This window comes from Burkholderia sp. D-99 (assembly GCF_011605345.1).
In the GTDB taxonomy this organism is placed as follows: Bacteria; Pseudomonadota; Gammaproteobacteria; order Burkholderiales; family Burkholderiaceae; genus Burkholderia.
In genome coordinates, this window is the sequence record NZ_JAAOXM010000001.1 from 475683 (window position 1) to 488116 (window position 12434).

Genomic DNA, 12434 nt, shown 5'->3' on the forward strand with positions numbered 1-12434 from the left:
CCGCGCTTTCCCGCTGCGTCAGGCCGCGTTCGGCTCCACATTCTGCCGGTTCGCACCGCCACGCAGCGGCGGCAACGGCTCGACCTTGCCGACGATGAACAGGTACGACAGCGCGCCGACCACGCACAACGCGCCGGCCACCGCGAGCGGCACGACGAACGAGCCTTTCGTGATCGACAGCATCACGCCCGTGAACGTCGTGATGAAGATCCCCGCGAGATTGCCCGCGAAGTTCTGGATGCCGCCGAGCGACGCGACATGCGCCGGCGTCGGCGCGACTTCGCCGACGAGCGTCCACACGTTGGCGCCCGCGAACGACAGGCTGGCATACGCGAGCGCGAACAGCGCAAGGCACGCCCAGACGTTCTCGACGAAGGCCGACAGCGCGATCGACGAAGACAGCAGCATCCCGAGCACGAGGCAGGTCTTGCGTGCGGCGGTCGCGCTCCAGCCGCGGCGGAACAGGCTGTCCGACACATAGCCGCCGAGCCAGCCGCCCGGAATCGCGAGCAGCGCGGGCAGCATGCCCCACGTGCCGAGCGACGCGAGCGAGAAGCCGCGCGCTTGCAGCAGGTAGCTCGGGAACCACGTGATGAAGAAGTAGATCGCGAAGTTCAGGCAGAACAGGCCGATCATCATCCCCCACACGGTGCGGTAGCGGAACAGGTCGAGCCACGACACCCTCGCGCCGTCGGTTGCGGCCGCAACGGTCTGAGCGCCGCGCTGCGCGAGCAATGCATCGACGGCATCGGGCGCGATCGCGCGATAGCGTTCCGGGTCACGATAGATGAACCACCACGCCAGTGCCCACACGATGCCGATGCCGCCCGTAATCACGAACGATCCGCGCCAGCCGACGATCGAGATCAGCCAGGCGACGAGCGGCAGCGACAGCGCGGAGCCGACGCGCGAGCCGCTGTCGAAGATGCTGCTCGCGAGCCCGCGTTCGCTGCGCGGGAACCAGTTGAACGCGACCTTCGCGAACGACGGGATCGCGGCCGCTTCGCCCACGCCGAGCATCAGTCGCACGCCGACGAGCTGCGCGAGGCCGCGCGCGGCGCCCGTCGCGACGGTGAACACCGACCACCAGCCCACCGCGAGCGCGAGGCTCACGCGCACGCCGACCTTGTCGATGAACCAGCCGGCCGGCAACTGCAGGAACGCGTAGGTCCAGAAGAACGCGCTCAGCACGAGCCCCATGCCGACCGCGTCGAGGCCGAGGTCGGCGCGGATGCTGGGCGCCGCGATCGCAAGGTTCGCGCGGTCGATGAAGTTGATGACGTTGGCCAGGAAGCACATCAGGATCATGGCCCATCGGATGCGTGGCATGCGGTGTCTCCTCGCGGAATGTCGTGACGGGCGGCCGGCGATCCGCTGCGCCGGCCGCCTCGATGGGCGGGTTATCGCGTGGTGTGCGACGGCGTGCGGTCGAACTTCGCGAGCGCTTCCCACAGGCCGTTCAGGTAGACCGCGCCGAGCGCGCGGTCGTAGAGGCCGTAGCCGGGCTTGCCCGTCTCGCCCCAGATCATGCGGCCGTGGTCGGGGCGCACGTAGCCGGTGAAGCCGGTGTCGTGGTACGCCTTCACGATCGCGGCGATGTCGAGCGAGCCGCAGCTCGACAGGTGGGCGGTTTCCTCGAAATCGCCGTTCGCGTCGACCTTCACGTTGCGGATGTGCGCGAAGTGGATGCGGCCCATCGCGCCGAATTCGCGCACGAGCGCCTCGACATCGTTCTGCGGGCCTGCGCCGAGCGAGCCCGAGCACAGCGTCAGCCCGTTCGCGGGCGTGTCGACGATGCGCACGATCCGCGCGAGATCGTCGCGGTTCTTCACGATGCGCGGCAGCCCGAAGATCGGGCGCGGCGGATCGTCGGGGTGGATCGCCATCTTCACGCCGGCTTCCTCGGCCACGGGGATGATCGCCTTCAGGAAATATTCGAGGTTCGCCCACAGAGCGGCCTCGTCGACGTCGCGATACTCGGCGAGCAGCGCCCGCAACTGTTCGGGCCGGTAGCTCGAATCCCAGCCCGGCAGCGCGATGCCGTTGTCCGGATCGATCCGGTCGACTGCGTCGGTGCTGAATGCGAGGCAGGTCGAGCCGTCGTCGAGCGTCTTCGCGAGCTCGGTGCGCGTCCAGTCGAAGACGGGCATGAAGTTGTAGCAGATGACGCGGACACCAGCCGCGCCGAGATGGCGAATCGTCTGACGGTAGTTGTCGATCAGGCGGTCGCGGCCCGGCCTGCCGAGCTTGATGTCCTCGTGGACCGGCACCGATTCGACAACGTCGAACTGCAGGCCGGCGCGTTCGATCGTCGCCTTCAGCGCGTCGATCTTGTGTGCGGGCCAGACTTCGCCCACGGGTTCGTCGTAGATCGCCGACACGATATGCGTGACGCCCGGGATCTGGCGGATGTATTGCAGCGAGACCGGATCGGACTCGCCGTACCAACGGAAAGACATCTTCACTGGAGCGGCTCCTGGCTGGCGGTTGATGCATCGGACGGACGGGCGGCAGCGTGCCGGCCCGTTTCCGGTGAGCGGATTATGATTGGTATGCCAGTTGTGCGGGATAGTGGTTTACCAGTTGTCGGCGCGCGGCCGGCCGGCATGGCGCATCGGGAGGCACCCCGGCACGCCGGCCAACACGCCGAACCGGACGCTGGCCGGAATTGGTGTACCATTTTGCGATCCGGCGCCGCGACGGCGCCGGCCAGCCTGTTGCGAGCCTTTCGATGACCGATCTTTCCAGCCAGCCAGCCAGCCGCGATACCGATGCCGCGGACCGCTCCTATATCGGCCTTGCGCGGCAGATTCACGCGATGGTGGCCGCCGGTGCGTTCGAGGCCGGCGCGCGGCTGCCGTCCGAGCGCAGCCTGGCCGACCAGTTCGGCGTGAGCCGCACGCAGGTGCGCGAGGCGATCATCGCGCTCGAGGTGCAGGGAATCGTCGAGGTGCGGATCGGTTCGGGCATCTACATATCGGCGGCTGATGCCGCGCGACCGGTGACGTTCGAGGTGCCGCGCGGCCCGGGGCCGATCGAGACGCTGCGCGCACGCGGGCTGATCGAGGCGGAGGTCGCGGCGCTCGCGGCGACCGAGCGCAAGGATGCGGATCTCGACCGGCTGTTTTTCTCGTTGACGACGATGCGCGAGCAGATGGACGACAAGGCCGCGTACGACGCGGCCGATCGCCAGTTCCACCTGCGCATCGCGGAATCGACCGGCAACACGGTGCTGCTGCACATGGTCACGGCGATGTGGGACTGCGCGCGCAGCGATCCGCTGTGGGACAAGATCGAGGAGCATTTCCACTCGAGCGCGCTGCGCGAGGCATCGCAGGAGGATCACCAGCGGATCTTCGCGGCGATCATGGCGCGCGACGCGGCCGCTGCACGCGATGCGATGCGTGCCCACCTGTCGCGCGTGATCGCGGAATTCACGCAGGCGTGGCGCTGAGGTTCTTCGGTCCGGTCAGCGGAAGCGGGGCGCCGTAACGGCACCGGCATGCGGCGTCGATGATGCCGCGCGTGCGCCGTATACGGCTTCTTCCAATTGCGCGACGGTAGCTTTTATGGTCTTGTTGCGGGATATCGCATCGACTCGAAAAAGGACAGTCGAATGCAACGGGGCGATTCACGCGGGGACCGATTGATCAGGGGAATCGGCGCACGTACGCGCGTACGTATCGCCGTGCGCCGGCTGCTCATCATTTTGACGGCGGGCTTGCTTGCCGCTGCGCTTCCGGTGTTCGCCGCCTCTCCCGAAACCGTCAACGACAACGTGCTGCGCGTGCTCGCATGGCCCGGCTATGCGGACGGCGACGTCGTCAGCGCATTCGAGGCGCAATTTCACGTACGCGTCGAAGTGACGTTCGTCGACTCCGACGAAGCACTGTGGGCGCGGATGCACAGCGCGGCGCCACCGCCGTACGACGTGCTGGCCGCGAACACGGCCGAGATCCAGCGCTACGCGCACGAACGCTTGATCGCGCCGATCGACCTGTCGCGCATCCCGAACCGGCGGCGGCAGTTGCCGAACTTCCAGCAGCTCGCGACGATCGACGGGCTCGTGGAAGAGGGCGCCGCCTATGCGATCCCGTTTACGTATTCGTCGATGGGGCTGATCTACGACCGCAAGCAGGTGCCGGCCGCGCCGCGCTCGATGCGGGAGCTGTGGAATCCGCGCTACCGTGGCAAGGTGCTCGACTTCAACAGCGCGCAGCACAATTTTTCGTTCACGGCGCTGGCGCTCGGCTATCCCGATCCGTTTCGCCTGTCGCCCGCGCAGACGCTTGCCGTCGCGCACAAGCTGATCGACCTGCGCCGCAACCTGCTGACGTACTACACGCTTCCTGAAGAGGCGACCGCGCTGTTCGTCCAGCATCGCGCGGCACTGATGTTCGGCAACTACGGCACGCAGCAGGTGGAGCTGCTGCGGCGCGCCGGCGCGGACGTCGGCTACGTGATCCCGGACGAAGGCGCGCTCGCGTGGCTCGACTGCTGGGCCGTCACGCGCGGCGCGCAACATCCCGAGCTTGCGTTCGCATGGATCAACTACATGCTCGAACCGGCGATCGGCGCGCTGCTGACCGAACGCCAGGGCCTCGCGAACACGCTCGCGCCGCCGCCGGGCCTCGACACCGGGCACCAGCATCTCGTCTGGCTCCAGCCCGTCGAGGACATCGCGCGGCGCGAATCGCTGTGGAGCCGCATCGTGTCGGGCGACCGTCCGGAGCGGTTCGAAAAATGATCCGGCTCGGGCTCACGTCGAAACTGTCGGTGCTGTTCGCATGCATCGGCGTGATCGCGTCCGGCGCGACCGGCTATTACACGTATCGCGCGAACCGCGCGATGCTCGTGCAGGAAGCGCAGCACAGCCTGCTGATGTCGACGCAACTGCTCGGGCAACGCTTCACCACGGCGCTATCCGACGTCGCGGACGATGCGCTCGTGCTCGCGCAGTTGCCGTCGAGCGCGCTGGTTTCGGGCGGCGACAACCGGGATGGCGCGCCACGCGCACGGCTCGAGCAGGTGTTCTACAGCTTCATGAGAAATCACCCGGAGTACCTGCAGATCCGCCTGATCGCGCGCGGGGATTTCGGGCTCGAGCGCATTCGCGTCGATCGCGATGCGCACGGCATCGTCGTGCTGCCTGATAGCGCGTTCCAGGAAAAAGGACAGTTTTCCTACGTATTCGATACGCTCGCGACGGCACCCGGTCATATCTACCTGTCGCCGATCGTGATCAACCACGAGACGGGGTCGCACGCGGCCGAAGGGCTGCCGATCCTGCGCGTGGGCACGCCGGTCGTCGACACGTCGGGCCGAACGGTCGGCGCGCTCGTCGTCGACGTCGAGCTGTCGCGCGTGTTCGACCGGCTCGAGCGCGATCTGCCGGAAGACTACGCGGTATTTCTCGCGAACGAGTGGGGCGATTTCCTCGTGCACCCCGATCCGGCGCAGACGTTCGGCTTCGATCGCGGCCGGCGCGTGCTGATGCAGGACAGCTTCGCCGTCACGCGCGCGCTGTTCGACAGCGCACGTACAAACGTTACCCTCAATGGCCTTGCCGATCCGGCCGGGGCGCCGGGGCAGATGTTCGCGTTCGCGCGCACGCCGTTCGGGCACGACGAGGGCAACCGCTTCGTCGTGCTCGGGATGGGGCGCCCGCTGGCGGACGTGCTGGCGCCGGCCGGCATGCTCGGCGAACGGATCGTCCGGATGGTGCTCGTGTCGAGCCTGATGGCGGTGATCCTCGCGATCCTGTTCGCGCGTGCGATCACGCGGCCGCTGCAGACGCTCGCGCGCGCCGCGACGCACGTGTTCGACGATCCGGCCGCCGAGCAGCTGCCGGTCGGGCGCGCCGACGAGATCGGCGTGCTCGCGCGCTGTTTCGACAGCATGCGCGTCGAGATTCGCACGCAGGTCGCGATGCTGCGCGCAAAGCAGCTGGAGCTCACGCACCTCGCCGGCCACGATGCGTTGACCGCGCTGCCGAACCGCCTGCTGTTCATGGAGCATCTCGATGCCGCGATCCGGCGGGCGGCCGCGATGCACGAAGGGCTGGCCGTGATGTTCGTCGATCTCGACCGCTTCAAGCAGATCAACGACCAGCACGGGCACTCGGCCGGCGATCGTGCGCTCGTCGCGGTCGCCAAGCGGTTGAGCCTCGTGCTGCGCGGCGGCGACATGGTCGCGCGGCTCGGCGGCGACGAATTCATCGTGCTGATTGCGGACGTGCGCTCGCCGGCGGTGATCGGCGACGTCGCGTCGCGCATCCAGCTGGTGATGGCCGAGGAACTGGAATTTGGCGACCGGCGCGTGGCCGTCGGTGCGAGCATCGGCGTCAGCGAGTTTCCGGCCGACGGCGCATCGGCCGAGGAACTGCTCGTCAAGGCCGACGCGGCGATGTACGCGGCGAAGGCGTCCGCGCAGAGCGCGTACGTGCGCTATCAGGAACTGGTCGGCGGCGGGAGTGGCACCGGCAGCGGGACGGACGAGGCGGCCGGTCGTGTCGCGTCGGGCGGAAGCCGGTGACGGGCGTCCGCTGATACGACCGATGCAAACGCAACGAGCCCGTCGCGGGACGGGCTCGTTGCCGGTGCGAACTGCGCGCGGGCGCGCGCAGGGGCGGGCTTAGTGGCCGAAGTAGACCGAGTCGCGCGGGTTTTGCACCTTGGCGACCGGTGCGCCACCCTGAACGGTCGCGGCCGGTTGCGCACCGTAGCCGCTGTTGTCGGCGCCGTGCACGCGGGCTTGCGCAGCCTGGATGTCGGCCGGGTAGTACGGGCTCGACTGGCTCGGCTTGTAGCCGGCGCTTTCGAGCTGGACCAGTTCGTTCTTCACTTGGGCGCGGGTCACGGTGCTTTGGGCGAATGCGCCGAACGAGGCGGACAGGGCGACAGCGGCAACGACTGCGGAAACGAGCGATTTCATGATGACCTCCGATGTTTGTTGGCTTTCCGCGTTCGACACCATGTCGTAAGCGGTTGATTACATCGTAGGCGTCGGCCGACCTAGGGTAAACGTGAGTTTTGGTGAAAGATCGTTGCCGCTGGAGTAATAATTTCGAGATAAATGCCTTCCGTCCCTATTCGATGTTGCCGGATTTGCAAGGGAGCGGGGCGGATGCGCGCGGCGCGGAGGGTGCGCACGGACGAGTGCCCGACGGCGAAGGCGCGGGCGGAGGGAGGCGGACAGGCTGCGATGCTGCCAGGTCAGACGTCGTCGTCGATTTCCTTGCGTTCCCGGCGTTCCTCGTTGCCGCGGCGCGCGCGCAGCCGCTGCCGCGACAGCACGGCGATCACCTGCTGGGTCGGCGCGCCGGACGGCAGTTCGTTGCGGATGCGATCGGCCACCATGGGCAGGCCCGCGCGCTGCCGGCGCAGCGCCTTGGCGATGGCCCGGCGGCATTCGTCACCGTGGCAATCCCATTCATCGCGGATTCTCTGGCAATAACGGCATTGTTCCATCCGGACAGTCTAACGCGTCTTCGCGAACGGGGCTGGTCGCCGGCCTGAACCGCGTCATGCGCTGGGTGCGGCACCCGCGAGGGCTTGAGCATGAGACTGGAAGCGGCGATGTTCTTCCGGTGGCACGAGCGAGCCGCCCGTTGCCCAGATGACGTGCGTCGACCGGCTCAGGTCGATCGCGTGGCGATGCAAGTAGTCCTGCCCTGCCGGGGACTGCGTCAACCAGCCGGGACCGCCGACGGCAGCGGCGGCCGACGGCTCGAGTTCCACGCCCGTCGCGTCCTTGACCGCGAGCAACTGGGCGTAAAGCTGCGCGTCGCTGACGGTGAAGACACCCGACAGCAGGGACGCCATCAGCGGACTGACTAGGTGCGATGCCTGCGCGACCGCCAGGCCATCGGCCTCGGTCCGGTTGTCGAGCCCCGCGTCGTAGACGGACACGGGCTTCCCGGGGCCGGCGGCCAGTTGGACCAGCATGCACGGCGAAGCGACGGGTTCGGCGAAAAAGCAATGCACGTGCTCGCCGAAAAGCGCCTTGAGACCATATGCGATGCCGCCCGGTGCGCCGCCGACGCCGCACGGGATGTGGACGAAGAGCGGATGCGCCGCGTCCACGCTGCGGCCCGCCCCGGCGAGCTGCACGGCGAGATGCCGGGCACTGGCCGCATAACCCAGGAACAGCATCAGCGAGCCTTCGTCGTCGACGAAGTGGCTGAGCGGCTGATTGCGTGCCTGCGCGCGTCCGGCCGCGACGGCTTGCGCGTAGTCGCCGTCATGTTCGATCACGCGAACGCCGCGTTTTCTCAGGCGCGCCTTCTTCCACGGTTTCGCGTCGGTCGACATGTGGACGACCGACTCGAACCCCAGCGCGGCGGCCATCACGCCGATGCTCAGGCCGAGATTGCCGGTGCTGCCCACGATCACGGTGTGCGCGGCAAACAGTTCGCGCACGGCGGCCGACGCGAGGAGCCGCCGGTCGCCCGCGGGGTCGAGCAGCCCGTGTTCGATCGCGATCGACTCCGCGAGCGCGAGCACTTCATGAAAGCCGCCGCGCGCCTTGATCGAACCGGCGACCGGCAATGCGTCGTCGCGCTTGATGAACCAGGCGCCGTGTTCGCCTGCCGGGAGCGACAACCTGCGCTGCAGACTGTCTGCCGGCATCAGCGGCGATTCGATTTTTCCCGCGCTCGCCGCGAGTTCGGGAAACAGCTCGGCCATCAGCGGTTCGCAGCGCGCCAGCCGCGCTTCGGCCATCGCAATGGCGTCGAACGCCGGCGCGTCGTGCGGCAGCGGGCTGCCGGCATGGGGGTTCAGCCACAGCAGCGGGTGGCGGGATTGCAGTTTGGCTAATAGATCGGCGGGCTGGAGCGTGAGGGTCATGGATCGGTCTTGCATCGGATCAATGGGAATCATGACCGGGATGCTACGATTCAAGACGACTGCGCAAAAGCGCCGATTTCTAATGGATGCATTAGCCTGATTTATATCTATGCGACTCGACGGTTCGATCCTGGGTGCGTTGCTCTGCTTTGAAACGGCCGGCCGGTTGCTGAGCTTCACGAAGACGGCACAGGCGTTCAACCTGACGCAAAGCGCCGTGAGCCAGCAGATCCGGAACCTGGAGGACCGGCTGGGTTATCCGCTGTTCGTGCGTCAGGCGCGCGGGCTGAAGTTGACCGAGAAGGGCGGGATCCTGCTCGGGACGATGTCGGGCGCGTTCGGCGACATCAATCGCACGCTTCAGGCACTCGGCATGCCGGACGCGCCGCTGCAGGTGAGTTGTCTGCCGTCGCTCGCGCTGCAATGGCTGATGCCGCGCCTGTCCGAATTTCACCGGCAGCAACCGAACGTGCCGGTTCGCGTGAAGGCCGAGTTTCAGGTGCTGGATCGTCAGGCGATGGAGACCGACGACATCGATGTGGCCGTGCGCTACGACCCGGTGCAATACGAGCGGCTGCATGCCGAGGCCATTCTCGACGAAATCCTGTTTCCGGTCGCCACGCCTGCCTATCTGGCGCAGCATCCGTCCTTTGCCAGCGGGGAATCGCTCGACGGCGTCGTGCTGCTGCACGACGCTGCGCCGTGGGGCGGCGCACCCGAGTTCGTGGAGTGGCGCACGTGGCTGGAGGCGGTCCGTCCCGCGTGGGCGGCGCATCTTGACGGCCCGCAGTTCAATTTCTCCAGCCTGGCAATCACGGCCGCGCTGAACCATCAAGGTGTCGCGATGGGGCGCGCCGCGCTGGTGCACGACGAGATCGCGAGCGGACGGCTCGTGGATGTCTTTGGCCGGCACGTACGCGCGCCGGCGCGCTACATGCTGTTGTCGCGCAATCCCGACGATCCGCGCACCGCGGTTTTTTCGGACTGGCTCAAGGCCGAGTGCGCGCGCTTCGATGCAACTCGGTCACGAATGCTGTCGAACGGAAGCCGGCACGCGTAGCCGATGCTGCCGGACGGCTGCATCGGAGTGCGAAATAGTCGGGCGACGAATGCCGCTGCAAACTACAATTTCCCGTCCGTCTCCATACGGATTGCTTGCGTGCGGACGGGGCTGGCGAGCGTTACTTGAGCTGCCAGATGCCCCAGATGGCGATCAACAGGCCAAGGCCGAATCCGCAGCCGAGCAACACGTAGGTTTCCATTTCATGTCTCTGAAAGCGTGGCAGCGCTGATGTGGACATCAGCGTGCGAGCAGCACAGTCGGTGACGTATCGTCCGCACCGCGAGGCGCGGACGATACGCCGGGTCCGCGAATACTACGCTTGGCAGCTTTCAGAACGCATGCGCGAGCGATGGCGGTCCGCCGACTGTCAGTTCTTGCCCGCGTGCGCGTTGTCCATCTGCGTAACGTGCGATCCGCCGTGGCGGAACACGCCCGATTTCCAGATCATCTGCGATGCCGCGACGAGCACGAACAGCAGCACGACCATCCTGAAGCTCCGGGGCGACAGTTTGTCCCGCAGCGGGCGAACGAGCCACATGCCGGCAATGGCCGGCAGGCTGGCCGCCGCCGAGATCGCGAGGTCGGCGCCGCTCGCGTGCGCGGTGCCGCTGAACGTCGTGATCAGCGTGACGATCGACACCACGAGGATGATCGCGATCTGCTTCGTGAAGACGCGCCCGGTCGCGCCGGACGAAATCAGGTAGGTGGCGAGCAGCGGGCCGGGAACCGACGCGATGCTCTCCATCAGCGCCGCACCGAAGCCGAGTGCGAAGCCGACGGGCTTCTGCCACGTGGGAGGCAGGTTGAGCTTCGGCGCGGCGAGCATCAGCGTCGCGGCGACGATCAGCAGTGCGCCGGACGCCGCCTGCGCATGGCCCGGATTGAGCGAGAGCAGGATCGCGACACCGACGATATTGCCGATCACGGTGCCCGCGATCGGCGCGGCGATCTTGCGTGCCGTCGCCAGCACCTGGCCGCCTTCCAGCGCCTGCGGAATGTTGCCGAGGATGATCGGCATCGACAGCAGCAGCACCGCATGCCGGATCGGCAGGAACTGGCTGAGTATCGGCATCGCGATCAGCGGCACACCGATGCCCGTGATCCCCTTGGCCATGCCGCCCAGCAGCAGCGCAACCGCGATGCCGGCCAGATCGAACGCGCTGAGTCCTTGCAGGCTGGAGACCAGCACACCTTCAGTCAGATTGAAATGCATCATGGAATGGCATGTCGCGGCATATCCGGCAGCGAGCGCTGTCGACGGAGCCCGTTGCGGCGCGTGCGTGGTGCACGCTGTGTTCTGGATCGGCTTGAACCGGGCGTCGATCGCATGGCGGCGCCGTTGTGCGGCCGGCGCTGCAGGCAGTCGAAATGCGGTTCGAGGGTGCATCTTACCTGCGCGTTGCGGAGGACATTCGGCGCTGGCTGCGGCGCGCCACAGGTGACGTCGGCGCGATCACGCCTGCGGTTCAATATAATTCATGACAGCCCGTCGCCTCATGCGCGATATACATCTCTCTGAACAAGGAGACCCGATGACGCTTGCCCAGTTGCAGGCCCTGGCGGCCGTGGTCGAACTCGGCTCGCTCACAGCCGCAGCCGACCGGCTGAGCCGCAGTCAATCCGCGATCAGTCATGCATTGACCGAGCTGGAAGATCTCACGGAAGTCAAGCTGCTCTGGCGCGACCGGCAGCCGGTCGTCCTGACGGCGGCCGGCGAACGCCTGTGGCCATACATCCAGAACGTGGTGCGCGAAGCGCAGCTGCTGCGCCAGCAGTTCAGCGTGTCGCGCGGCAAGCTCGAAGGGAAGCTGGTGGTCGCGTCGCTGCCAAGCGTGTCGCTGGCGTTCGTCGTGCCCGCACTCGAGGCGTTGAAGGAGATGCACCAGGGCGTGTCGGCGGTGCTGCTCGAAGGCACGGACAGCGAAGTCGAAGGGTGGATCGAAGACGGGACGGCCGACGTCGGCGTGGTGGCCGGCACGAAAACGTTCGCGCACAATCTGCCGCTGCTCGACGAGGATTTCGTCGCGGTGGCGGCGCACGACATGTTCGCCGGCCGCAAGAGCGTGTCGGCGAAGCAGTTGTCCGTGGCCCCGTTCATTTTCTCGAAGGCAGGATGCGGGCCGGTGATCGCGGATTACTTCGCGCGCAGCGGCACGCCGCTGCGCGCCGCGTTCAACGTGGTCGAGATGCGCACCATCCTGTCGATGGCGGAGGCGGGCATGGGCGTGTCGATCGTTCCGCGCATCACGCTCACGTACACGCCGTTCGGTGGCCGCGTGCTGGAACTGTCGCCACGGCTGCATCGTTCCGTGCGGCTGTCGTGGAGCACGTCCGGCAATGCGATCACCGACGCGTTCGTGCGGCTCGTCGACGCGCAGCGCGCGAAGGCGGCGAAGGCGATCCACGCGCGCGCGCGAAAGAGCCGGTAACGAACGGCAGGTGCGATGAAAAGCGCTCATGGGCGGCTTGCAGTTTATTCATGTAGATAGCGGTCGAGATGCAATACATTGTTCGAACTCGCC

At 67.0% G+C, this 12434-nt stretch carries 11 protein-coding genes; 5 read left to right on the forward strand and 6 right to left on the reverse strand.

Annotated elements, in window-relative coordinates:
* Window positions 1-18: 18 nt before the first annotated feature.
* A complete protein-coding gene (locus tag HAV18_RS02050; RefSeq protein WP_166952025.1) occupies window positions 19-1329 on the reverse strand; it encodes an MFS transporter in 1311 nt (436 codons plus the stop codon).
* A gap of 71 nt (window positions 1330-1400) precedes the next feature.
* A complete protein-coding gene (gene uxuA, locus HAV18_RS02055) occupies window positions 1401-2465 on the reverse strand; it encodes a mannonate dehydratase (protein WP_347814724.1) in 1065 nt (354 codons plus the stop codon).
* A gap of 266 nt (window positions 2466-2731) precedes the next feature.
* Here uxuA and HAV18_RS02060 point away from each other — a divergent pair, with 266 nt between their 5' ends.
* The 3 genes from HAV18_RS02060 to HAV18_RS02070 all read left to right on the forward strand — a co-directional run bounded on the left by HAV18_RS02060 (window position 2732) and on the right by HAV18_RS02070 (window position 6534).
* Window positions 2732-3454: a FadR/GntR family transcriptional regulator gene (locus HAV18_RS02060; RefSeq protein ID WP_166952031.1), complete on the forward strand. Its 723-nt coding sequence runs from the start codon at window positions 2732-2734 to the stop codon at window positions 3452-3454.
* A gap of 162 nt (window positions 3455-3616) precedes the next feature.
* Entirely contained in the window at window positions 3617-4747 is a 1131-nt protein-coding gene (locus tag HAV18_RS02065) for an extracellular solute-binding protein (protein WP_166952036.1), read from the forward strand.
* A complete protein-coding gene (locus tag HAV18_RS02070) occupies window positions 4744-6534 on the forward strand; it encodes a GGDEF domain-containing protein (protein ID WP_166952053.1) in 1791 nt (596 codons plus the stop codon). Before HAV18_RS02065 ends, HAV18_RS02070 begins: the two co-directional genes overlap by 4 nt.
* A gap of 99 nt (window positions 6535-6633) precedes the next feature.
* Here the strand turns inward: HAV18_RS02070 and HAV18_RS02075 are convergent, their stop codons facing one another.
* The 3 genes from HAV18_RS02075 to HAV18_RS02085 form a co-directional block, all read right to left on the reverse strand.
* Entirely contained in the window at window positions 6634-6933 is a 300-nt protein-coding gene (locus HAV18_RS02075) for a DUF4148 domain-containing protein (protein WP_166952056.1), read from the reverse strand.
* Between the two features lie 281 nt (window positions 6934-7214).
* Entirely contained in the window at window positions 7215-7469 is a 255-nt protein-coding gene (locus tag HAV18_RS02080; protein ID WP_166952059.1) for a hypothetical protein, read from the reverse strand.
* A gap of 54 nt (window positions 7470-7523) precedes the next feature.
* Window positions 7524-8864, reverse strand: coding sequence for a D-serine ammonia-lyase (locus HAV18_RS02085; RefSeq protein WP_208101755.1), 1341 nt, complete (start codon window positions 8862-8864; stop codon window positions 7524-7526).
* A 94-nt stretch (window positions 8865-8958) separates the two neighbouring features.
* Here HAV18_RS02085 and HAV18_RS02090 point away from each other — a divergent pair, with 94 nt between their 5' ends.
* Entirely contained in the window at window positions 8959-9909 is a 951-nt protein-coding gene (locus HAV18_RS02090) for a LysR substrate-binding domain-containing protein (protein ID WP_166952062.1), read from the forward strand.
* A 370-nt stretch (window positions 9910-10279) separates the two neighbouring features.
* Here the strand turns inward: HAV18_RS02090 and HAV18_RS02095 are convergent, their stop codons facing one another.
* Window positions 10280-11128: a sulfite exporter TauE/SafE family protein gene (locus tag HAV18_RS02095; protein WP_166952065.1), complete on the reverse strand. Its 849-nt coding sequence runs from the start codon at window positions 11126-11128 to the stop codon at window positions 10280-10282.
* 316 nt (window positions 11129-11444) lie between these two features.
* On the opposite strand from HAV18_RS02095, the gene HAV18_RS02100 reads away from it, so the two are divergent.
* Window positions 11445-12341, forward strand: coding sequence for a LysR family transcriptional regulator (locus HAV18_RS02100; protein WP_166952068.1), 897 nt, complete (start codon window positions 11445-11447; stop codon window positions 12339-12341).
* Window positions 12342-12434 lie beyond the last annotated feature (93 nt).